Source organism: Crossiella sp. SN42 (assembly GCF_023897065.1).
Lineage (GTDB): Bacteria > Actinomycetota > Actinomycetes > Mycobacteriales > Pseudonocardiaceae > Crossiella.
Genome location: NZ_JAMHIV010000034.1, coordinates 37,161 through 58,923 on the forward strand (window position 1 = coordinate 37,161; position 21,763 = coordinate 58,923).

At 72.8% G+C, this 21,763-nt stretch carries 23 protein-coding genes; 17 read left to right on the top strand and 6 right to left on the bottom strand.

The features are described from left to right. Positions 1–3 precede the first annotated feature (3 nt). Positions 4–1,410 carry a GH1 family beta-glucosidase gene (locus M8C13_RS33970; RefSeq protein WP_374213249.1) on the top strand — a complete coding sequence of 469 codons (1,407 nt, stop codon included), beginning with the start codon at positions 4–6 and terminating at the stop codon, positions 1,408–1,410. 156 nt (positions 1,411–1,566) lie between these two features. Beyond that, complete coding sequence (locus tag M8C13_RS33975; RefSeq protein WP_252484878.1) at positions 1,567–3,009, top strand: PQQ-dependent sugar dehydrogenase; 1,443 nt, start codon at positions 1,567–1,569, stop codon at positions 3,007–3,009. 40 nt (positions 3,010–3,049) lie between these two features. On the opposite strand, the gene M8C13_RS45615 is transcribed toward M8C13_RS33975, so the two are convergent. Together M8C13_RS45615 and M8C13_RS33985 are read right to left on the bottom strand one after the other, a co-directional pair. Then, positions 3,050–4,288, bottom strand: coding sequence for a sensor histidine kinase (locus M8C13_RS45615; RefSeq protein ID WP_252484879.1), 1,239 nt, complete (start codon positions 4,286–4,288; stop codon positions 3,050–3,052). Positions 4,289–4,603: 315 nt separating this feature from the next. Further along, positions 4,604–5,053: a DUF1232 domain-containing protein gene (locus tag M8C13_RS33985; protein ID WP_252484880.1), complete on the bottom strand. Its 450-nt coding sequence runs from the start codon at positions 5,051–5,053 to the stop codon at positions 4,604–4,606. Positions 5,054–5,192: 139 nt separating this feature from the next. On the opposite strand from M8C13_RS33985, the gene M8C13_RS33990 reads away from it, so the two are divergent. After that, positions 5,193–6,242: a hypothetical protein gene (locus M8C13_RS33990; protein ID WP_252484881.1), complete on the top strand. Its 1,050-nt coding sequence runs from the start codon at positions 5,193–5,195 to the stop codon at positions 6,240–6,242. Positions 6,243–6,252: 10 nt separating this feature from the next. Then, positions 6,253–6,615, top strand: a complete 363-nt coding sequence (locus M8C13_RS33995; RefSeq protein ID WP_252484882.1) for a hypothetical protein — start codon at positions 6,253–6,255, stop codon at positions 6,613–6,615. Here M8C13_RS33995 and M8C13_RS34000 read toward each other — a convergent pair. Next, complete coding sequence (locus M8C13_RS34000; RefSeq protein ID WP_374213245.1) at positions 6,612–7,817, bottom strand: DnaJ domain-containing protein; 1,206 nt, start codon at positions 7,815–7,817, stop codon at positions 6,612–6,614. The genes M8C13_RS33995 and M8C13_RS34000 overlap by 4 nt on opposite strands. Positions 7,818–8,005: 188 nt before the next feature. Between M8C13_RS34000 and M8C13_RS34005 the strand changes: the two genes are divergently transcribed. Next, positions 8,006–8,170 (top strand): hypothetical protein, encoded by a 165-nt coding sequence (locus M8C13_RS34005; protein ID WP_252484883.1) that lies wholly within the window; start codon positions 8,006–8,008, stop codon positions 8,168–8,170. A 181-nt stretch (positions 8,171–8,351) separates the two neighbouring features. Here the strand turns inward: M8C13_RS34005 and M8C13_RS34010 are convergent, their stop codons facing one another. Then, positions 8,352–8,825 carry a MarR family winged helix-turn-helix transcriptional regulator gene (locus M8C13_RS34010; RefSeq protein ID WP_252484884.1) on the bottom strand — a complete coding sequence of 158 codons (474 nt, stop codon included), beginning with the start codon at positions 8,823–8,825 and terminating at the stop codon, positions 8,352–8,354. 75 nt (positions 8,826–8,900) lie between these two features. On the opposite strand from M8C13_RS34010, the gene M8C13_RS34015 reads away from it, so the two are divergent. The 3 genes from M8C13_RS34015 to M8C13_RS34025 are packed head-to-tail and all read left to right on the top strand — an operon-like array spanning position 8,901 to position 10,676. Continuing rightward, entirely contained in the window at positions 8,901–9,845 is a 945-nt protein-coding gene (locus tag M8C13_RS34015; RefSeq protein ID WP_252484885.1) for a ring-cleaving dioxygenase, read from the top strand. Beyond that, positions 9,842–10,444 (top strand): alpha/beta hydrolase, encoded by a 603-nt coding sequence (locus M8C13_RS34020; protein ID WP_252484886.1) that lies wholly within the window; start codon positions 9,842–9,844, stop codon positions 10,442–10,444. Before M8C13_RS34015 ends, M8C13_RS34020 begins: the two co-directional genes overlap by 4 nt. 13 nt (positions 10,445–10,457) lie before the next feature. Continuing rightward, a complete protein-coding gene (locus tag M8C13_RS34025) occupies positions 10,458–10,676 on the top strand; it encodes an RNA-binding S4 domain-containing protein (RefSeq protein ID WP_252484887.1) in 219 nt (72 codons plus the stop codon). Here M8C13_RS34025 and M8C13_RS34030 read toward each other — a convergent pair. After that, the gene (locus M8C13_RS34030; protein WP_252484888.1) at positions 10,666–12,954 is read right to left on the bottom strand and encodes a LuxR C-terminal-related transcriptional regulator; all 2,289 of its coding nucleotides are present in this window, start codon (positions 12,952–12,954) and stop codon (positions 10,666–10,668) included. The two genes, M8C13_RS34025 and M8C13_RS34030, sit on opposite strands and share 11 nt — an antisense overlap. A 170-nt stretch (positions 12,955–13,124) precedes the next feature. Here M8C13_RS34030 and M8C13_RS34035 point away from each other — a divergent pair, with 170 nt between their 5' ends. The 8 genes from M8C13_RS34035 (at position 13,125) to M8C13_RS34070 (ending at position 19,502) form a co-directional block, all read left to right on the top strand. Then, positions 13,125–13,838, top strand: a complete 714-nt coding sequence (locus M8C13_RS34035) for a hypothetical protein (protein WP_252484889.1) — start codon at positions 13,125–13,127, stop codon at positions 13,836–13,838. A gap of 19 nt (positions 13,839–13,857) precedes the next feature. Beyond that, a complete protein-coding gene (locus tag M8C13_RS34040) occupies positions 13,858–14,466 on the top strand; it encodes a TetR/AcrR family transcriptional regulator (protein ID WP_252484890.1) in 609 nt (202 codons plus the stop codon). Further along, positions 14,453–16,081, top strand: coding sequence for an isovaleryl-CoA dehydrogenase (locus M8C13_RS34045; protein ID WP_252484891.1), 1,629 nt, complete (start codon positions 14,453–14,455; stop codon positions 16,079–16,081). The genes M8C13_RS34040 and M8C13_RS34045 overlap by 14 nt, the downstream gene beginning before the upstream one ends. 243 nt (positions 16,082–16,324) lie before the next feature. Beyond that, positions 16,325–17,167: a hypothetical protein gene (locus M8C13_RS34050; protein WP_252484892.1), complete on the top strand. Its 843-nt coding sequence runs from the start codon at positions 16,325–16,327 to the stop codon at positions 17,165–17,167. A 216-nt stretch (positions 17,168–17,383) separates the two neighbouring features. After that, positions 17,384–17,767, top strand: a complete 384-nt coding sequence (locus M8C13_RS34055) for a peptidase inhibitor family I36 protein (protein WP_252484893.1) — start codon at positions 17,384–17,386, stop codon at positions 17,765–17,767. 169 nt (positions 17,768–17,936) lie between these two features. Continuing rightward, on the top strand, positions 17,937–18,353 hold the full coding sequence (locus M8C13_RS34060) for a DUF6292 family protein (RefSeq protein WP_252484894.1): 417 nt from the start codon (positions 17,937–17,939) through the stop codon (positions 18,351–18,353). Positions 18,354–18,465: 112 nt separating this feature from the next. Next, positions 18,466–18,879 carry an SSI family serine proteinase inhibitor gene (locus M8C13_RS34065; RefSeq protein ID WP_252484895.1) on the top strand — a complete coding sequence of 138 codons (414 nt, stop codon included), beginning with the start codon at positions 18,466–18,468 and terminating at the stop codon, positions 18,877–18,879. 125 nt (positions 18,880–19,004) lie between these two features. Beyond that, a complete protein-coding gene (locus M8C13_RS34070; RefSeq protein WP_252484896.1) occupies positions 19,005–19,502 on the top strand; it encodes a hypothetical protein in 498 nt (165 codons plus the stop codon). A 70-nt stretch (positions 19,503–19,572) separates the two neighbouring features. Here the strand turns inward: M8C13_RS34070 and M8C13_RS34075 are convergent, their stop codons facing one another. Continuing rightward, positions 19,573–20,544, bottom strand: coding sequence for a TIGR03557 family F420-dependent LLM class oxidoreductase (locus tag M8C13_RS34075; RefSeq protein ID WP_252484897.1), 972 nt, complete (start codon positions 20,542–20,544; stop codon positions 19,573–19,575). A 100-nt stretch (positions 20,545–20,644) separates the two neighbouring features. Between M8C13_RS34075 and M8C13_RS34080 the strand changes: the two genes are divergently transcribed. Then, the gene (locus M8C13_RS34080; RefSeq protein ID WP_252484898.1) at positions 20,645–21,730 is read left to right on the top strand and encodes a glutamate--cysteine ligase; all 1,086 of its coding nucleotides are present in this window, start codon (positions 20,645–20,647) and stop codon (positions 21,728–21,730) included. The last annotated feature ends 33 nt before the right edge of the window (positions 21,731–21,763 follow it).

Here is a 21,763-nt window from a genome sequence, read left to right on the forward strand (position 1 = left end):
GACATCACGACGGCAGCCCCGGCAGGCACCGCGGCGGAGGAGCTGATCCGCACCCTGCCGCAGTCCTTCCGCTGGGGCGTGGCGACCTCGGCCTACCAGATCGAGGGCGCGGCCTTCGAGGACGGGCGGACGGCCTCGATCTGGGACACCTACTGCCGAACACCGGACATGGTGCACGCAGGCGACCACGGCGACGTGGCCTGCGACCACTACCACCGGATGCCCGAGGACGTCGAGCTGATCGGCTCCCTCGGCGTGGACACCTACCGCTTCTCGGTGTCCTGGCCCAGGGTCCAGCCGGGCGGCGCCGGTCCGGTCAACGCCAAGGGGATCGGCTTCTACGACCGCCTGGTCGACGAGCTGCTGGCCAAGGACGTCGACCCCTGGGTAACGCTGTACCACTGGGACCTGCCGCAGGAGCTGGAGGACGCGGGCGGCTGGCCGGTGCGCGAGACCGCCTACCGCTTCGCCGACTACGCCATGCTGGTCTTCGACAAGCTCCAGGACCGGGTGCGGGACTGGACCACGCTGAACGAGCCCTGGTGCTCGGCCATGCTCGGCTACTACGTGGGCCGCCAGGCCCCGGGCAGGCAGAACTTCGCCGACGCCATCCACGCGGTGCACCACCTGCTGCTCGGCCACGGCCTTGCCACCCAACGGATGCGCGCCGCGGCAAACCCCGGGCACGAGTTCGGCATCACCCTGAACCTGGGCACCGCCACCCCGGCCTCGGACTCCATCGAGGACCGCGAGGCCGCCCGCCGAGCCGACGGCCTCGGCGCGCGCCTCTACCTGGATCCGTTGCTGCGCGGGCGATACCCGGCCGACATCGTCACCGACCTGGCCGACCGTGGGATCGAGCTGCCGGTCCAGGACGGTGACCTGGAGATCATCTCCGCCCCGATCGAGGTGCTCGGCGTCAACTTCTACTCCGGCCACGTCTACTCCGGCCGGGACGAGCAGGGCAACACCCGTGACGCCCAGGGCAACCCGATCGATCGCCAGATCCCGCAAGGAAAACCGGTCACCGCGATGGGCTGGGAGATCGTGCCCGAGCGCTTCACCGAGCTGCTGGTGCGGCTGGGCCGGGACTACCCCGGCGTGCCGATGGTGATCACGGAGAACGGATCGGCCTTTGCCGACGTGCCGGACGCCGACGGCTTCGTCGAGGACACCGAGCGCACCGACTACTTCCGGCAGCACATCGCCGCGGTCGCGGCCGCGCGCGAGCAGGGCGCGGACATCCGCGGCTACTTCGCCTGGTCGCTGATGGACAACTTCGAGTGGGCCTACGGCTACGACAAGAGGTTCGGCATCGTCCGCGTGGACTACGAGACCCAACGGCGCACGCCCAAGCGCAGCGCGCTGTGGTACCGGGACACCATCCGCCAGGTCCGGTCCGGTTCCTGACGCATGGCCGGTGCGGCAGCCGACCGGGCTGCCGCACCACGTTCACGGTTCTCCCGAGAATCCCGCCGCCACGGGAAACCGCCTTCCCTCACCGCACACTCGAGAGGAACGGTTATGAGAACTGGTTTGAAAGCGCTTACCAGAGCGGGACTGCCGGTGGTGGTCGTGGCGGGCGCGCTGGTGCTGCCCGCCGGGCAGGCGGGTGCGGCCCCGGTGCGCCACGAGGCCGAGACCGCGACCATCTCCCAGGGCGCGGTGGAGGCCAACCACGCCGGCTTCAGCGGCAGCGGCTTCGTCAACAGCGACAACGTGGCGGGCAGCTACGTGCAGTGGACGGTCAACGCCGCCACCGCAGGCCCGAACGCGGTGCTGTCCTTCCGCTACGCCAACGGCAGCGGGGCGAACCGGCCGCTGGACATCACGGTCAACGGCACCCTGGTCGCCAACGACCTCGCCTACCCCAGCAACGGCTGGACCAGCTACCAGTCGGTCACGGTGACCGCCGCGCTCAACGCCGGGGCCAACACCATCCGCGCCACCGGGGCCACCGCCGCGGGCGGACCCAACCTGGACGCCCTGGACGTGGACACCGCGCCCGCCCCCGGCCGCGGCAACCCGCAGCCACCGGCCAACGTCAGCACCGGCTGGTCCATCCCGTGGGCGGTGTCCTTCCTGCCGGACGGCCAGTCCGCCCTGATCACCGAACGCGACACCTTCCGGGTGTTCCGGGCCGGGCTCAACGGCGGCAGGACGCAGGCGGGCACGGTGCCTGACAGCACCACCACCGGCGGCGAGGGCGGTCTGATGGGGGTGGCGGTCTCGCCGACCTGGAACGGCACCAGCGACCAGGACGTGTTCTTCTTCCACACCTCCCACGACGGCGGCGCGCAGGCCAACCGGATCGTGCGGATGAGCTTCAACGGCAGCACGCTGAGCAACCGGCAGATCATCGTCGACAACATCCCGGCCAGCCGCTTCCACAACGGCGGCCAGCTCAAGTTCGGCCCGGACGGCTTCCTCTACGCCACCACCGGGGACGCGCAGAACACCAGCCTGGCGCAGAACCTGGGCAGCGTCGCGGGCAAGGTCCTGCGCTTCACCCGCACCGGCGCCCCCGCGCCGGGCAACCCGTTCAACTCGCTGGTCTACAGCTACGGCCACCGCAACGCCCAGGGCCTGGCCTGGGACTCGGCCGGCCGGCTGTGGTCGGCGGAGCTGGGCAACGTCGCCACCGACGAGCTGAACCTGATCCTGCCCGGCCGCAACTACGGCTGGCCGCGGTGCGAGGGCAACTGCGACGTCAGCGGGATGGAGAACCCGAAGCGGACCTGGACCACCGCCGAGGCCTCACCCAGCTCGCTGGCCATCGTCAACGACACCGCCTACCTCGCCGCCCTGCGCGGGCAGCGGCTGTGGCGGGTGGAGCTCAACGGCACCGGCGCGGGCGCGACCACCAGCCACTTCACCAGCTTCGGCCGCCTGCGCACGGTGGTGAAGGTGCCCGGTGCGAACGCGATCTGGATCGGCACCACCAACGCCGACGGCAACGGCGGCCAGGGCCCGGGCTCCGACCGCGTCCTGCGGAGTGAGATCCGCTGAGGCGAAGCTGCCGGGCGGGTCCGCCTGTCCGGCAGCGCCGTCAGCGGGCGTGCCGGGCCAGGTCGGCGTGCGAGCCGGTGGGCATGTAGGCGGGCAGGATGGCATCGACGGAGAAGCCGCCATCGGGGCGGGGACCGGCGTTGATGGTGCCGCTGACCAGGGCCACCCGCTGGCGCAGGCCGAGCAGGCCGCCGCCGGTGGGCGGCCCGGCGGGGGCCGTGGCGAGGCGGGCGACGGCGGGGGCGGTGTTGCGGATGCTCAGCCAGACCCGGTCCGCGCCGTAGCGCACGTGCACCCTGACCTGGCTGCCCGGCGCGTGCTTGCGCACGTTGGCCAGCGCCTCCTGAACGATCCGGAACGCGGTGCGGCCCACCACCGGCGAGGTGTGCACCGGCGAGCCGTCCTGCACCAGGTCCACCCCGATGCCCACCGACACCGTCTCGGCGACCAGCGCGGACAGGTCCGGCAGCGCGGTCGCCGGGGCTTCCACCGCGGCCTCGCCGTTGGCGCTCTTGGCCGGCAGGGTGCGCAGCACGCCGACCAGGTCGCGCAGCTCGTCCAGGGCGTGGCAGCCCGCGGCGCGCAGGTCCTCGGCGGCCTGCCGGGTGGCCTCGTCGGGGGCGGTCATCCGCAGCGCGCCGGCCTGCAGCACCATCAGGCTCACCCGGTGGGTCAGCACGTCGTGCATCTCCCCGGCCAGCCGGACCCGCTGTTCGGCGCGGGCCTGCTCGGCCAGCAGCCGGGCCTCGGTATCGGCGTGCCCGGCGCATTCGGCCTCGGCGCGGGCCAGCGCGCGGCGGGCCAGCAGGTGGCGGCCCAGCAGCACCGGGAGCAGGGTGAGCAGCAGTCCGGTGGCGGCGATGCCCAGGTCCAGCCGCCACGGCTGGGCGGCCAGCACCGCGGCCACCCCGGCCAGCGGCCACCACCACCGCTGCCTCGCGCGGGGCACGGTGAACGCGGCGACGGCGAGCGCGGCGGCCGGCCAGGGCACGGTGGCCAGGTTCGAGGGCAGCAGCAGGCCCGGCACCGCCAGCTCGGCCAGCACCACCCCGGTCAGCCCGAAGGCCACCGCGGCCGGGGCGACGCTCCGGCCCAGCACCAGCAGGCTGGCCACGGCCTGGCCGAGCACCCCTGGCCACGGGTAGGCGTCGGCCGGCCACCAGAGCGAGCCGAGCAGCGGGGGCAGCAGACCGATGGCGAGGAGGGCGAGCGCGGCCGCCGCGTCCGCGGGACTCGCCCGGCGCGGTGGCCACCATGGCCGGCGGGAAGGTGCCTGCACACCCAGAACGGTACTGACTCGACCGTAGGTTCAGGTGAGAGAAACGCCTTTCGGCCCCCTCAAGTCCCTACTAACGATGTCGTTCGTCGCCCGGGGTGCGCCTTTGGTCGCATTCCGCTGCCCGTGCGGGCAGGCCGCGACGGCAGCTGGTCCGGGGACTTACCGGTTTCGGGTCCTGGCGACCCCGCGCACCACGCCAGGACGCGAAACCGCAGGTGCAATCGATGTCCCGTCGATCGATGCTACGCACTACGGCCGCACCGGGGAGCGTCCTTTCGGCCCAATCGGCACCCGGCTGAATTGAAACTGGCCGGTCTACTTTTTCGGCGTGGAATTGCCGCGTTCCACCTCGACGAACCGGCCGGTCTCCGCGCGCAGCTGCGCCAGCAGGAAGGCGCCGAGGCCGACGTCGTCGGTGAGTCCGATGAACGGCAGGAACACCTCGGGCAGCAGGTCGATCGGGGAGATGATGTAGATGATCCCGGCGATCCAGAACAACCGTTTGGACCACGGCGGCGCGGGATAGCGGCGGTCGCGCATCGCGCGCAGCATCCTGGGCAGCGCCCGCGCCCGCTGCACGGTGCTGGGCGAACCCAGGCCCTTGCGCCTGCGCACCGCGCGCACGATGCCCGCGACCAGGAACAGCCCGCCGAGCACGGTCAGCAGGATGGCCACCGTGGTCGGCTCCAGCCACAGCACCGATGAGGACAGCCGCCAGAAGGCCAGCCCGCCCAGCACGAGCAGCCCTGCCCCGAGAACCAGCACCCGACCTCCCCGACTCCTTGACCAGACAAGGGTTCCCGGTCGCATGATCGCTGAACCAGGTGAACTCTCCGGCGTGTCACCAGGATAGCCCGCAGCGGGCTGGCGCGAGCGCGGCGCGTTTCGCTACAACCCGGTGCCCATGGACCAGACAGCAGAGCCGCAAGCCCCGCCGCACCCCCGTCCACAGTGGATCGGCTGGGCGCTGACCGCGGTCGCGGTGCCCGTGCTGCTGGCCGGTCTTGGCGTGGCCGTGGCCGGGCCGAGGATCGAGCACGAGCTGACCGCCAGGGCCCGCGCCGCGCTGGGCGGGGCAGGCCACCCGGACGCCCAGGTGGCCGCGGCAGGCCGGGAGCTGACCCTGGCCGGGCTGCCGGGGGAGCGGCTGGCCGCGCTGAGCACCATGGTGGCCAACCTGCCCGGCGTGGACTCGGTGGTGGCCCGGGAGCTGGCCCCCACCCCGGTGCTGCTGCGGGTGCGCGACGGCGAGTTACTCCTCTCGGCCACCGGGCACAGCGAGCTGGCCACCCGGCGGCTGCTGGACGCGGTGGCCGCCCGCTGTCCCGGCCACCAGGTCACCGACCTGACGCTGACCGCGCCCGGCACCGGCCCCGACCTGCCTGCCGAGGAGCTGGCCCGGCTGGCCCAGGCCGCCGCCGAGGCCAGGGGCGCCGACCTCACCGTGGCCATCCGGCCCGAGGGCGTGACCGTGCGCGGGGTGGTGGCCGACGCCGACCAGCGCAACACCCTCATCGAGCGGCTGCGCACCCGGTGGGCCGGTCCGGTCAGCGCGGACGGGCTCACCGTCGGGCCCTCGCCGCTGCCGTCCACTGTGGACATCCGGGCGCTGGACGCCGCGGTCGGCCGGATGGTCGACGGCGCGGGCGGGATCAGCTTCGAGGCGGCCACCGTGCGCTGGGGCGAGGGGCACGGGCCCCGGCTGGTGGAGCGGATCGGCAGGCTGCTGCGGGTGGCGCCCAAGTCGCTGATCACGGTGACCGCCTGGGCCTCGGAGGAGCAGCCGCCCGGTGTCGACCCGCGCAAGCTGGCCGGCCGGCGCGCCGAGCTGGTGCGCGACCTGCTTGCCGGACAAGGGATTCCGCGTGAGCTGATCACCACCGTGGCCAGGGTCGAGCCCGGCCCGGAGACCTTCGTCCCGCACCTGCGCCGCGCGCGGGTCGCTGTCAGCTAGGAGCGAAACGATGATGTGGTTGTTCTGGCAGGTCTTCCTGCTGTGCCTGGCCGCCTTCCTCACCGGCGGCCTGCTGAGCTGGCTGCTGCTGGTGCGCCCGCTGGCCGAGCGCCGGGAGCAGGCTCCGGTGGCCACCGAGGTGGTCGAGGTGGTGCCGCAGCGGGTGGAAACCGTGCTGCCGCAACCGGAACCGGTCGCCGAGGTCGTGCTCGGCTCGGTCAAGGGCAACACCCGGACCAAGCGCTACCACACCCCGGACTCGCCCTACTTCAACCGCACCAAGGGCGACATCTGGTTCGCCTCGGCCGCCGAGGCCGAGCAGGCCGGCTACACCCCGGGCGTGGCCCGCCGCCGCACCCCGGTCCCGTCCTAACGAACGCTCTCCGGCTGCACCACCTGGCCCAGCACCACCCGGAACAGGTCCCGGTCCACCGTGCTGGGCTCGGCGGCCAGCCACTGCCCGATCTCGGCGATGAACTGCTCAGGACTCATCGGCGGGGCGGCCACCTCCGGCGCCTCGCCGGTGGTGATCTCCCCGGCCCGGTTGGGGTAGAGCACCAGCACCCCGCGCACCTCCACCTCGGGCAGCAGGTCGCGGAAGGCCTCCACGCCCTCGGGCAGCCGGGTGCCGCCGCCGCGGTAGGGGTGGCCGTTGCGGCGCAGGGCCCCGGTCTCGTCGGCGGTGTAGTGGCCGGGCAGCCACAGCTTCGACTCGATCAGCACCAGTCGCCGCCCGCAGAGCACGGCGTGGTCGATGTCGGCGAACACCGAGTCCGGCCAGGCCAGCCCGTGGAAGATGCGCACCCCCGGCAACCGGGTCAGGTAGCGGCCGAGCAGCCGCGCGGTGAGCTGCTCGGCGACATCGCCCTCCTCGGCGCCGGGCCGGCCGAACACGGTGCGGATGCCGAACTCGGCGGTGAACTCCCGGTCCGCGCGGCTGGCTGCCAGCTGCCCGCGCCACAGGTGCAGGGTGACCCCGGTGACCCCGGCGAAGACGGCCAGCCACAGGCCGATCAGCCACACCGAGCCGGTCAGCACGGGCAGCAGCACCCACATCGCCAGCCAGGCCGCCAGCGAGCCGAAGGCGGGCCCGTGGCCCGGCCCGGTCGGCGGCACCAGGCGCACCCGCTCCACCGGGTCGACCTCGGGCCACCACGGGATGGTGTCCGGGTCCAGCCGCGGCATGGCCGGGGTGAACTCGGGGTCCGGGCCGAAGGTGCGGGTCTTGCGCGCGGCGCCGGTGCGCGGCCACGGCCTGGCCCGCTGCCGGGTGCCGCGGCGGGGCGGTTCCGGGGCCTCGACGGTGACCTCGATGTCGGACTCGTCGATCCAGTCCTCGGACTCGTCCCAGTCGTCCTCGTCGTCCTCGCCGCGGTCGTAGTCGGCCCGCCGGTCCGGGTCGTTGAGCGTCTCGTAGGCCTCGCGCAGCAGCCGGAACGAGCCCGAGGTGCCGCCCGCGTCCGGGTGCATGACCTTGGCCAGCGCGCGATAGGCGGTCTTGATCTCCGCCGCGGTCGCGGTCCGGCCGACGCCAAGCAGCTCGTAGTAGTCGACCGCGCCCACGATCCCGCCCACCTTCCGTGTCTGCGCGAACACCCTATGGGGTGCCCGCGGAAGATGATCACCCGCCTCCACCTTGCGGGCTGGAGCGGAAGGAGTGATAAGCGATCCGTATTTCGACCAGTGTTCTGCATATACCCGAGCGCGAAAGGCCACCCTTCCTCTAACGTGATAGCCGACACACACGAAAGGCGGTAGCCGTCATGATGGAACAGGTCCGAGAACGCACCGAGCCCGCGCCCAGGGTCGGGCTCCCGGTGCAGGCCGAGCGCCAGAGCAGGTCGCGCCAGGTGGCCGGGAGCCCGATCCCGCAGTGGCTGCTCGACGACGAGACCTTCGAGCCGCACATTGTGCGCGGACTGGACTGACTCGTTTCGTAATAACGTCCCGGTCTCGACGACCCCTCCGAGATCCGGGCCCACAGTTTTACCTTCCCCGACCGGGTGATTTCCGGAGTGGACGGCATCGAGGCGCTGACGCGGTGATCCCGCGAACCAGCGCCGCGCCACCACACCGTTGAGGCCCGACCCGGTCCTGGGAGTCCTCCCCTCAGCTCACCGTCGAGCGCGTGCCGTTGGTCTCGCGCAACGTGCGCATGGCTTCGGCGAGGGCGGCGGCCTGCTCGGACCCGAGCGGGGTGAGCACGGTGCGGCGCAGGTTGTCCGCACCGGCCCGGCGGGCCGCCGCCGCTACTTCCTCCCCGTGCTCGGTCAGCACCGCGTAGGTGACTCTGCGGTCGTTCTCGCACGGCTCCCGGCGGATCAGCCCCGCCTTGACCATGCGGTCGGCCACCTTGGTGAACCCGCCGCTGGTGAGCGCGGCCTCGTTGGCCAGCCTGGTCATCTGCATCCGGTGGCCCTCGGAGCGGATCAGTCGCAGCAGGATGTCGAAGGGGGCCGGTTGCAGGCCGAACTTCTCCGCGATCTCGCTCATCAGGCGGTCCTGGGTGGCCAGGTAGCCCTCGATCACCAGGCCCCACCAGGTGATGATCTCGTCATCGGCGATCTTGTCCGGCTCGGTCATGCCGCCAGCATAGCCACGCACCCCTTCCGGGGAAACTTCTTGCGAGGAAGATAATCCCGGCGTAGCGTCTCCGGCATGAGCATCCAGACCAGCGGGCTGCACCACGTCACCGCGATCGGCGGCGACCCCCAGCGCAACGTCGACTTCTACCTGCGCGCACTCGGTCTGCGCCTGGTCAAGACGACCGTCAATTTTGATGATCCTGGGACGTACCACCTCTACTACGGCGACGGCTCCGGCCGGCCGGGCTCGCTGATCACCTTCTTCCCGTGGAAGGACGCGCCCCTGGGCAGGCGCGGCACCGGGCAGGCGACCACCACCTCCTTCTCCGTGCCGGAGTCCTCCCTCGGCTGGTGGCGGCAGCACCTGGCCAAGGCCGGCGCGCCGGTCAGTGAGATCAAGGGCCGCGACGGCGAGGAAGCCCTGCTCTTCCGCGACCCGGACGGCCTGGAGCTGTCCCTGGTGGCGCACCCGCAGGAAGACCCGCGCGATCCCTGGGACCACGGCCTGGTCCCGCCCGAGCACGCCATCCGCGGCCTGCACTCGGTGACCCTGTCCGTCACCGCGGAACAGGCCACCGCGGGCACCCTCACCGAGGACCTCGGCCTGCGCTTCGTCGGCCAGGAGGGCAACCGGCTGCGGTTCGAGGCCGGGGACGGCGGTCCGGGGTCCCTGGTCGACGTGCTGGTGCGTCCCGGGGACGAGCGCGGGCTGGTCGCGGTCGGCACCGTGCACCACGTGGCCTGGCGGGTGCCGGATGAGGCCACCCAGGTGTCCTGGCGGGACGAGCTGCTCGACCGGGGCGTCCGGGTCACCGAGATCCTGGACCGGCAGTACTTCCGGTCCATCTACTTCCGCGAGCCCGGCGGCACCCTGCTGGAGGTGGCCACCGACGGCCCCGGCTTCGCCGCCGACGAGCCGCTGCTGGAGCTGGGCCGCGCGCTGAAGCTGCCGCCGTGGCTGGAGCCCAGCCGCGAGCAGATCCAGCGCGCGCTGCCGAAGCTGGAGCTCCCGGCGTGAACCTGACGCACCAGTTCCGCGAGGGCGACCCGGCCGAGCCGGTGCTGCTGCTGTTGCACGGCACCGGCGGCGGCCCGGCAGACCTCCTGGGCCTGGCCGAGCACCTGAGCCCCGGCGCGGCCACCCTCGCGCCGCTGGGCCCGGTGTCCGAGCACGGCATGGCCCGCTGGTTCCGCCGCCTGGCCGAGGGCGTCTTCGACCACGAGGACGTCCACAGGCGCGCGGGCGAGCTGGCCGAGTTCATCCTGGCGGCCAAGGAGAAGTACGGGCTGGGGGAGCGGCGGCTGGTCGCGGTCGGCTTCTCCAACGGCGCCAACATCGCCGCCGCGGTCACGCTGCTGCATCCGGAGGTGCTGCGCGAGGCGGCCCTGTTCGCCGCGATGAGCCCGCTGCCCGAGGACCCCGGCACGGATCTCACGGGCAACAGGGTGTTCCTGGCCAACGGCACCGCCGACCAGATGGCGCCACTGGCCTCGGTGGACCGCCTGGAGGCCACGTTGCGGGCCCGCGGCGCGGAGGTCACCGCCTTCCGTCACCCAGGCGGGCACCAGCTCACCCTGGGAGCGGCCCAGGCCGCGGCCGGCTGGCTCAACGCCTGAGATGATTCCCGCCATGCACATCCGCACGGTGGAGATCAGCGACGACATGATCCGGCTCGGTCAGTTCCTCAAGCTGGCCGGGCTGGCCGAGGACGGCGGGCAGGCGAAGTCGCTGATCGAGGAGGAAGAGGTCACCGTGAACGGGCGGGTGGAGACCCGGCGCGGCGCCCAGTTGCGCGACGGCGACGTGGTCGCGGTGGGCGAGGAGAAGGCCAGGGTGGTCACGGCCTGAGCTGCTCGGCCACCCAGGCCGCCACCTGCGCCCTGGACCGCACCCCGAGCCGGGCCAGGATGTGCTCCAGGTGCGCCTCCGCGGTGCGCTGGGCGATGGTCAGCTCGCGGGCGATCTCCTTGTTGCTCAACCCCCGCGCCACCAGGTGGGCCACCTCCAGCTGCCGCGGGGTCAGCGTGCTCGGCGCGGCCGGGGCGAGCAGCTCGGTCTCGGCGTAGGTCACCGCCTGGTCCAGGTCGAAGCGCAGCCCACGCCGCCGCGCGGCCTCGAACGCGCCCGCGGACAAGGACTGGCGCATCCGCGCGGTCGCCTCGGCCCGGTGCCGGGCGATCCCGTCGATCCGGAAGAAGCTGGTGCCCACCGGGGTCAGCACCGACTCCACCGCGCCGGTCAGGCAGGCCGCCGCGGCGTGCCGCCCCTGTGCGGCGAAGGCCCAGGACAGGATCTCCAGGGTCATGCCCAGGCCGAAGCGGTCGGCGAAGCTGCGCTTGAGCCGGATGCTCTCCAGCAGCAGCGGCAGCGCCGCCGCGGGCCGCCCGTCCAGCCAGTGCGCCAGGCCGGTCAGCGTCTGCGCCCAGGTGCGGATCCACACCTCGCCCGCGGGCTCCACGATCGCGATCGCCTCCTGGCAGCGCGCCACCGCGTGCGCCAGGTCCTGCTGCGCCTGGTCGGCGCGCAGGCAGCGGCACAGTGCCTGCTGCATCATGGCCAGGCTCGCGCCCAGCTGGTCGCCGACGTCGAGGTGGCGCTCGATCGCCCCCTGGAAGAGCGTGATCGCCTCGGTGATCTCGCCGGTGTACATGGCGTGGGCGGCCCGGTACTGCACCGCGTAGGCCAGCACGCCCTCCGCGCCCAGCTCGCGGGCCAGCTCCTCGCACTCCAGCACCGCGGCCCGCATGGTGGCCGGCTCCCCGCGCAGCGCCGCGACCTGCGCGGTCACCCACAGCGCGGTGGCCCGCAGCTCGGTCGGCTCCGGGGCGGCGCCCAGCGCGCGGGTCAGCCACAGCTGGCCCTCCTCGGTGGCCCCGCACACCGCCCAGTACCACCTGAGCGCGGTGACCAGCCGCAGCGCCACCTGCGCGCCGCCGGGCTCGGCCAGGCTGAACTCCAGCGCGGCCCGCAGGTTGCCCAGCTCGGCGTCGCAGCGCCTGCTCCACCGGGCTTGCTCCGGCCCGTGCCAGCCCCGGTCGAAGCCAATCGCCAGCCGCAGGTAGTGATCCCGGTGCCGCCGCCGCCAGCGGAGCAGCTGGCCCTGGCCGGTCAGCCGGTCCCGGCCGTACTGGCGGATGGTCTCCAGCATCCGGTACCTGGCCGTGCCCTCGCCCTCGACCCGGCTGACCACCGACTTGTCCACCAGCCCGGTCAGCGCGTCCAGCACCTGGCCGCGGGCCAGGTCCTCGCCGGTGGCGATCTCCTCGGCGGCGGCCAGGTCGAAGCCGCCGGAACACACCGACAGCCGCTCCCACAGGATCCGCTCAGCCGGGGAGCACAGGCCGAAGCTCCACTCCACGGTGGCCCGCATGGTCTGCTGCCGGGGCGTCGCGGTGGTCGCGCAGAGCAGCAGGTCGAACCGATGGCCGAACTCCGCCAGCAGGTCCGCCGGCCCGCTGCCGGGCAGCTGGGCGGCGGCCAGCTCGATGGCCAGCGGGATGCCCTCCAGGCGGCGGCAGAGCTGGGTGATCGGTTCCCGGTTGCGGCTGTCCACGCGGAGCCCGCCGCGGGCCAGCAGCAGCCGGACCGAGCCGAAGCCGCGCAGCTCCTCCAGGGTCAGCCGCCTGCCGGTGGGCGGCACGTCCAGCGGGGGCACCGGCAGCAGGTGCTCCCCGCCGATTCCGAGGGCCTGGCGGCCGGTGGCCAGCACAGTCAGGCCGGGGGCCTGCGGCAGCAGCGCGCTGACCAGTTCGGCGCAGGCGGCCACCAGGTGCTCGCAGTTGTCCAGCACCAGCAGCAGCCGCCGCTCGCGCAGGAACTCCCGCATCGCGGCCATCGGCGGCCGGGCCGAGCGCTCGGTGGCGCCGAGCCGGTTGGCCACGGTCTGGGCGAGCAGGCCGGGATCGTCCAGCGCGGCCAGCTCCACGTGCCACACCCCGTCCGGGAAGGCCCGCCGGGACTGCTCGGCCACCCGCGCGGCCAGCCTGCTCTTGCCCACCCCGCCCGGCCCGGTCAGGGTGACCAGCCGGTGGTCGAGCAGCAGCCTGCGGGCCCGGGCGATCTCCGCGGCCCGGTCGATGAAGGAGCTCATCTCGACCGGCAGGTTGCCTGGTGCCGCCGAAGCCATTGCGTGCACATTACGGCACTCTCCGTAGAAGATCATCGCGCTATGGTTGGTTACAGACACATGCAAACTGCAAATAACACAAAAAGCAGTAGTACTCCCGATGTGCCGGGAGAGCACGCCGTGTGACGCTTCCGGTACCCAGCGAAGGGCAACTCGGTAGGAGGCGCCCGGTGGACGGCACCGGTTTTCTGGATGTCGAGGTTCGGGACGAGGCGCGGGTACGGGTCGTCGGACTGGCGGGCGAGCTGGACCGGATCGCGTGTTACGAGGTGCGGCAGCTGCTGCTCGGCCTGGCGGTGGAGCGACCCAAGGCGATCATCGTGGAGCTGGGTGAGGTCAAGGTGACCTCGCCGGCGTTGCTGGTGGTCTTCGACGTGGTCGCGGCCGAGGTCGCCGACTGGCCGGGGGTGCCGGTGCTGCTGGCCATCACCAGCCCGTCGGTGCGGTTGATCTTCGCCGCGGTGCGGCTGCCGGAACGGGTGCTGGCCTGCCACAGCGTGGCCGAGGCGATGGCCGCGCTGGACACCGGTCCGCGCGGGCGGCGACTACGCCTGCCGGTGCCGGCCTCGCCCTCCGGTGAGCTGCTGGCCAGGGCCGCGGCCGAGCAGATCTGCCAGAGCTGGCGGCTGCCCGGCCTGACCGAGGTGCTGCCGCCGGTGGCCGCCGACCTGGTCGCGCACACCGCCGCCGAGCGCGGTGAGTGCGTGACCTTGCAGTTCTGGACCGACGTGCAGCGGATGGTGGTCTCGGTGCGCGGGCTGCTGCGCGGCGGCAGCGCGCTGGCCGTGCCGGCCTGGCGGGACTCGGTCTCCGGGCACACCCCGACCGGCGACGGCGCGGTGGTGCTCTGGACCTCGCTGGGACTGGCTTGCACGAAGGACTGAATCGCGGTTCACTCCTTGTATGCCGTACCGCCGCACGCCTTCGGTCGACGCGCGCCGCGCCGCGACCAGGGACCGGGTGCTCGGCGCGACCAGGGAGCTGCTGGCCGAGGCCGGGTACGCCGGTTGCTCGATCGCGGCCGTGGCCAGGCGGGCCGGGGTGGCGGCCGGTTCGGTGTACCTGCACTTCCCGAACAAGGCCGACCTGCTGGCCGAGGCGTTCCGGGTGGTCGTCGGGCACGAGGTGGACGCGGTCGCCCAGGCCGTGGCCGCCGCGCCGGACCACCGGGCCGGGGTGGTCGCGGTGGTGGAGACCTTCGCCGGGCGCGCGCTGAAGTCGCCCCGGCTGGCCTACGCGCTGCTGGCCGAACCCATCGACGCGGCGGTGGAACGCGAGCGCCTGCGCTTGCGGGTGGCCTTCCGCGACCTGGTCTCCGGTGTGCTGGCCACCGCGGTCGAGCGGGGCGAGCTGCCGCCGCAGAACCCGGCGGTCACCGCGGCCGCGCTGGTCGGCGCGGTCGGCGAGGTGCTGATCGGCCCACTGGCCGCCGGGCACGCCGACCCGGACACCATCCCGAACCTGATCTCCTTCTGCCTGCGCGCGATCGGAGCCCCCAATGCCGACTCATGAAGTCACCAACCAGGTCCCCCCGCTGCTGGACCACGACGTCGCCGCCGACCCGGCCCTGGTGGAGGCGCTGCACCGGGAAGGCGCGGGCTGGGCCGAGCCCGAGCTGCACGAGCTGGGCCGCCTGGCCGGGAGTGAGCAGGCCCAGGAGTGGGGCCGCCAGGCCAATGACCACCCGCCGGTGCTGCGCACGCACGACCGGTACGGGCACCGGATCGACGAGGTCGACTTCCACCCGGCCTGGCACCAGCTGATGACGGTCGCGGTCGGCCACGGCCTGCACGCCGCGCCCTGGCGGGATCAGCGGGCCGGGACGCACGTGGCCCGCGCGGCCAAGTTCTTCGCCTGGGGCCAGGTAGAGCCGGGGCACAGCTGCCCGATCTCGATGACCTACGCCGCCGTGCCCGCGCTGCGCGCCACCCCCGAGCTGGCCGCGCGCTACGAGCCGCTGCTGGCCGCGCCGGAGTACGACTTCGGGCTGCGCGAGCCCTCGGGCAAGCGCGGGCTGATCGCGGGCATGTCGATGACGGAGAAGCAGGGCGGCTCCGACGTCCGGGCCAACACCACCAGCGCTGCCCCCATCGGCGACGGCGGGTACACCCTGGTGGGGCACAAGTGGTTCACCAGCGCGCCGATGTCGGACATGTTCCTCACCCTGGCCCAGGCGCCCGGCGGCCTGTCCTGCTTCCTGCTGCCCAGGGTGCTGCCCGACGGCACCCGCAACCGGATCCGGCTGCAGCGGCTGAAGGACAAGCTGGGCAACAAGTCCAACGCCTCCGCCGAGATCGAGTACGAGGACGCGGTGGGCTACCTGGTCGGCGAGGAGGGGCGCGGGGTCCGCACCATCATCGAGATGGTCAACATGACCCGGCTGGACTGCTGCCTGGGCTCGGCGGCCGGGATGCGCGCCGGGGTGGTGCAGGCGGTGCACCACGCCACGCACCGCTGGGCCTTCGGCAAAGCCCTGGTGGACCAGCCGCTGATGGCCACCGTGCTGGCCGACCTGGTGATCGAGTCCGAGGCCGCCACCACCATGGCGATGCGGCTGGCCGGGGCCACCGACCGCGCCCAGCACGGCGACGAGCAGGAGACGTTGTTCCGCCGGATCGGCCTGGCGGTGTCGAAGTACTGGCTGTGCAAACGCGGCCCCGCGCACGCGGCCGAGGCGCTGGAATGCCTGGGCGGCAACGGCTACGTGGAGGAGTCCGGCATGCCCAGGCTCTACCGCGAGGCCCCGCTGATGTCGATCTGGGAGGGCTCCGGCAACGTGGCCGCCCTGGACGCCCTGCGCGCCATGGGCCGCCAGCCGGAGACCGTGCGGGCCTACTTCGCTGAGGTGGACACCGCCCGCGGCCTGGACCCCAGGCTGGACGCGTTCGCGGCGAAGGTGCGCGCCGAGCTGAGCGACCTCACCGACATCGAGGCCCGCGCCCGCCGCGTGGTGGAGCGGATGGCGCTGCTGTTGCAAGGCGTGCAGCTGGTCCGCCACGGCAGCCCCGCGGTCGCCGAGGCCTTCTGCGCCAGCCGCCTGGCCGGCGACTGGGGCGTGGCCTTCGGCACCCTGCCACCGGGCCTGGACCTCAAGGCGATCATCGACCGGGGCCGCACCGTGCGCTAGAGAGCGGAACGGGTGAGTCCGGACAGGTGAACGCGCTGCCCGATGGGGCGGCGGAGAGGGCAGGAAACCCCGCGTCAGATACCGATCGGGCATCCGGCCGTCGCGGACCGCGGACGCTCTCACCGATGCTGACGGCAGTCAGCGACCGGAAACTGTGGCGCTAGGTCGTGTCCCGTGGATCTCGCACGCGATCCACGGGAAACGACCCAGTCCACAGTGGACACTTGGTGAGGGGGAACCGGCTTGTCCTGGTTCCGGCCGGGGCGGGCCACGCTCGCCGAACCGGCACAGCGCACCCTGCTCTACCTGATGGCGGGCCCGCACGCGGGCGTCGCCGTCCGGCAGGCCGTGGGCGGCGACACCGGCGCCATCACCGGCACCCTGGAACTCCCGGGGCTGAGCACCCCCGAGGTCACCGCCGCCGTGCGAACCTTGGCCAAGGCCACCGGCCCCGCGCCCCTGGCCGCCACCACCCGGATCCGCCTGCTCACCGAGTCCCTGGCGGCCACCGGCGACCTGATCTGGCAGCCGATCCTGGCCGAGTGGCCGGACCTGCGCGGCACCAAGGTGGAACTGGCCCCGGTCGGCGACATCCTGTACCTGCCGCTGCACACGGCGCTGGTCGAGGGCGTGCCGGCGTGCGTGCTGCTGGACCTGTCGGTACGGGTGCCGGTGCACGCCCCGGCGATGCCGCCGGTGTCGCTGGGGGAGGGGGCCGCGAGTGGGGTGCGGGACGGGTTGCGCGATGGGAGGAGTGAGCGGCGGACCTGCCACGGGATCATGGACGCGGACGAGCCGTGGCGCAGCACGGTCCTGCTCGGCCACCGCCCCGCGTCCCCGGAACCGGCCGCCAACCCCCTCGTCATCCTCTCCGGGGGACGCCTGGCCGCCTTCGACACCCTCCCCGTCCTCGGCGCGCTCTGGCCCCTGCCCGACCCCACCCTCACCGCCGACCTGCTCGCCCACCTCCACCGCGCCCTGGTCGGCGTCCCCGACACCTGCTCACTGGCCCAGGTCGTCGGCGCCGCGCACCGTCACGGCCTGTGCATCGCGGTCTGGGGGCCATTCGTCCACTTCGGTGCTTAACTCTGCGGGCATGGACGGCGTGCCCGGTTCGTGCCAGGCTCTGTGGTGAGGTCCTGGGGGACTGCAAACCCTTTCCCCGGCAACGCCGGGGCGGGGGTCGCGGTGCTTCCTGCCCTCGTCCTCGCAACCGAGGACTCACCACACCGAGGTTTCCACTCCTCGGTCCGGGGGCGGCCGCCGGTGCCCCCTGGACCGGGGCCGTGTCTGGAGGTTGTCGTGCGCAAGTCCGTTTCCCGTACCGCCCGGCTGGCCCTCACCGCGTTCGCGGTGACCGCGCTGGCCGGTTCCGCCCTGGCCGGCACCGCCTCGGCGGCGCCCGCCTCGCCCTGCCCGCACTCCGGCGCCTTGTGCCTGTGGGACCAGGAGAACTACCTGGGCAACCCGTTCAACGTGCGGGCACTCGACCCCGAGCGCGGCACCTGCGTCAACCTCTACGACCACAAGTGGGGCGAGGGCCGGGCCAAGTCCGGCTTCAACAACGGCTCGCGCACCGCGTCCCTGTTCGCCAGCCGGGACTGCACCGGGCGGCCCTACCCGATCAGCCCCGGCAGCGGCGACCCCTCGATCGACCTCGCGGCCAACAGCGTCTACGTGTACTGAGCCACCGGGTCACCCGTGCCGGCGGCCGCGCCGCCCGCCGGCACGAACGGTGATCCACACCACCTGAAAATCTTGCCCTGCAAGAGTTTGCGGTACGGGCATCCGGTGAATCCCCCTGACACGAACTGTGAACCACAAGTGGAAAGAGGGGGCCATGACGGGTGCGGTGATGGATACCGAACACGCTTTCGCGCGCGGCCTGCAGGGCTACATCGCGGAAGTGGCACGGTCGCTCGGTATCGGCCTCGAATCCTGCACGATCGACCCCGAGCCGCCCGCCTCGGCCTACCTGGCGCTGGACTGGCGGCTGGAACGCTTCCCCGGCCTCGACCTGGCCCTGCTGTGGGACGAAAGCCAGGGCTGGTACGCCGCCCTGGAGTCCCGCACCGGTGAGGACATGATCACCCTGGCCTACTTCGGCGACGCCCTGCTGCCCGCCCCGGCCGAGGTGCGCGGGTTCCTCGACGACGTGCGGGCCGGGGAGCACCGGCTCGGCCAGCCCGGCCCGCCGCGGCTGCGCGCGGCCTCCCGCGCCCGGCTGGTCGAGGGGCTGGCCGCCTACCGCGAACACGCCGAAACGGTCTGACTCCTGCTTTCAGTGGGTTCCGCCGTCCTGGGCGCGAGCTTTGAATTGTCCCACCCGTATACCGACGGGAGCGAGAACCGCTCCCGTCGGTTTTCTGTGTGGAGGCAACACTATGCGCCAACGCTTGTTCGCGACCGCCGCTATTGTCGCGGCCATTTCCGGGGCCGGGCTGACCGCCGGGCCGGTGAATGCCGGACCGGCCCAGTCCAGCCGCCTGACGCTGACCATCGCCGAGGGTGAGGACCCGGCCCCGATCGCGCACCGCCGCACCCTCACCTGTCAGCCGCCCGGCGGCGACCACCCCCGCGCCGCAGCCGCCTGCGCCGATCTGACCAGGGCAAACGGAGATCTCGCCCGGCTGCCCGGTGATCCGGCGCACCCCGGCTGCCCGCGTGACTACCGCCCGGTGACGGTCACCGCCCGCGGACACTGGCAGGGGCGCCCGGTTCGTTTTCAGCGCACTTACCCCAACCAGTGCGTACTCACCGCATCCACCGGTCCGGTTTTCGACATCCAACCCCGGTAATTGCTTGCACACAGACGCTCGGTATCCCCGATTGATCGCAGCCGGAATTGCTGGACCGGGACCCGGCCGGCATGTCTGAATAGTGACCGTTAGCAAGTCCACCCCCATTTCGGAGGTTGAAAGTCATGCGGTTGCGTGCACTGGTAGTCGCCGCGTTCGTCGGCCTGACCACACTGGTCGCCGGCGTCTCCGCCAACGCCGCCCCGATCCCCGACACGGTGATCAGCGACCAGTTCCAGGTCCGCGCCCAGGGTGTCTCGGCTGCCACGATCTGCACCATCAACCTGAGGGCGCAGTGGCCCTCGGACACCCAGAACGTCCGGATCTCCTTCCAGGGCCGCACGAACTGCGGCCTGCCGGTGATCATGACCGGCCAGGCGACCCTCTACTCCGAGACCCGCCAGGTCGAGCAGGCCGCACCCCGGTTCGGGTTCGCCTACCTCTACCAGGGTGTCAGCTCCGCCACCCACTCCCCGGTGACCCGTGGCGCCGAGCAGATCCTCGGCTACACCACCACGCTGATCGCTCCCCAGGGTCAGGTCTGGCGGCAGGCGCCTCGTCAGTGCACCGGTCTCAACACCCCGGTGCTGAACTGCTCCTTCGACCGCACCTTCCTGGTCTGACCCCACCCGGTCCGACCGACTGAACAGCGCACAGAGGGGCCCGGGACGGATCTCCCGGGCCCCGTGCCGTTCAGCCCAGCTCGCGCAGCGCGGGCAGCAAGGTCGACTCGGCGAAGCGCAGGAAGCCGTCCTGGTGGTCGCCGCCGATCTGCACCAGCGCGACATCGGTGAACCCGGCATCGATGAACTCCCGCACGCTGTCCAGGATCGGCTGCACCTCCGGGCCGCAGGGGATGGAGGCGGCCACGTCCTCCTTGGTCACGAACTGGGTAGCTCCGGCGAAGCCAGCCGGGCCGGGCAGTTCGGCGTTGACCTTCCAGCCGCCGCCGAACCAGCGGAACTGCTCGTGCGCCCGCGCCACCGCGGCCTCGGTCTCCTCGTCCCAGCACACCGGCAGCTGGCCGATCTTGCGGCTGGGCGAGTGGTTGCCGCGGCTGGCGTCCCAGGTCGCACACAGCTCGGCCTCCGGTTCCACCGCGATCATCGCGTCGGCGGAGAGGGCGAAGCGGGCCACGGACTGCTTGCCGGAGACCGCGACCGCCACCGGGACGCGCTTCTCGGGCAGGTCCCACAGCTTGGCCGAGTCCACCCGGTAGTGGTTGCCGGAGTAGTTGACGTAGCCGCCGTCGAAGAGCTCGCCGATGATCCGCACCGCCTCCTCCAGCATCTCGTGCCGGATGTTCGCCGGTGGCCAGCCCTGCGCGGTGATGTGCTCGTTGAGGTTCTCACCCGCGCCCAGGCCCAGGGTGAACCGGTTGTCCGAGAGCAGCTGGACGGTGGCGGCCTTCTGCGCGACCACCGCCGGGTGGTAGCGGATCAGCGGGCAGGTCACGTAGGTCATCAGCTCGACCCGCTCGGTGCGCTGGGTGACCGCGCCCAGCACGCTCCACGCGTACGGGGAGTGGCCCTGGCTGTCCAGCCACGGCGAGTAGTGGTCGCTGATCACCTCGAAGTCGAACCCGGCCCCCTCGGCGGCCTCGGCGTCACGGACCAGCTGGGCCGGTCCGGCCTGTTCGGTCATCAGCGTGTAACCCCACCGCATGTCTCCTCCTCGGCCTCGGCGCGCCCGCCCACCGACATACCCGGACCGCTGCGGCTCAACCCCGGTCTTGACGGCCGCGCAAACGGGGTACCTGCGGGGCATGACGCTGACCATGGGGGTCGAGGAGGAGTTCCTGCTGGTGGATCCGGCCTCGGGACGGCCGGTCCGGGCGGCCGCGCGCGTGCTGCGCCGCGCCGGTCCGCCCGCCGCCGGGAACCTGCACACCGAACTGATGGACACCCAGGTGGAGGCGGCCACCGGGGTGTGCGCCGACCTGGCCGGGCTGGGCGGGCAGCTGCTCGCGGCCCGGCGGCAGCTGGACGCGGCGGCCCGCGCCGAGGGCCTGCTGCTGCTCTCCACCGGCACCCCGGTGCTCGACGGCGCGCCGCCGGGAGTGGCCGAGGGGGAGCGGTTCGCCGAGATCGGGCGGCGCTACGCCGGGATCGTCGAGGACTACCAGGTCTCCGGCTGCCACGTGCACGTCGGCGTGCCGGACCGGGAGACCGCGGTCGCGGTGATGAACCACCTGCGGCCGTGGCTGCCGACCCTGCTCGCGCTCGCCGGCAACTCGGTGTTCTGGGCGGGCCGGGACACCGGGTACGCGAGCTGGCGGATGGTGTGCCAGTCCCGGTTCCCCGGCTCCGGGCTGCCGCCCTCGTTCGGCTCGGCGCAGCAGTACGACGCCGAGGTGGCCCGGCTGGTGGACTGCGGCGCGCTGGTCGACCACACGCAGAGCTTCTGGCTGCTGCGCCCGTCCCCGCGCTTCCCGACCCTGGAGTTCCGGGTCGCCGACGCGGTGCCCACCGCGGCCGAGGCACTGGCCCAGGCCGCGTTGAGCCGGGCCCTGGTCCACACCGGACTGTCCGAAGTGGAGAGGGGCAGGCCGGAACCGGTGGTGCGCGAGCAGGTCGGCGCGGCCGCGGTCTGGTCGGCCGCCCGCTACGGCCTCACTGGACCAGGGGTGCACCCGGTGCACGAGAAGCGGCTGCCCGCCACCGAGCTGCTGGCCGAACTGCTCGACTGGGTGCGCCCGGCGCTGGCCCAGGCGGGCGATCTGGCGCTGGTGACCCAGCTGCTGGCACGGGTGCTCGCCCAGGGCGCCGGCGCGCAGCGGCAGCGGGTGGCGGCCGCGCACGGGGCCGGGGCGGTGGTAGCGCTGCTGGCCGCCGAGCTGACCCGCGCTTGAGCCTGCCGGATCCGGGTACTCGCGGGAGGTGAC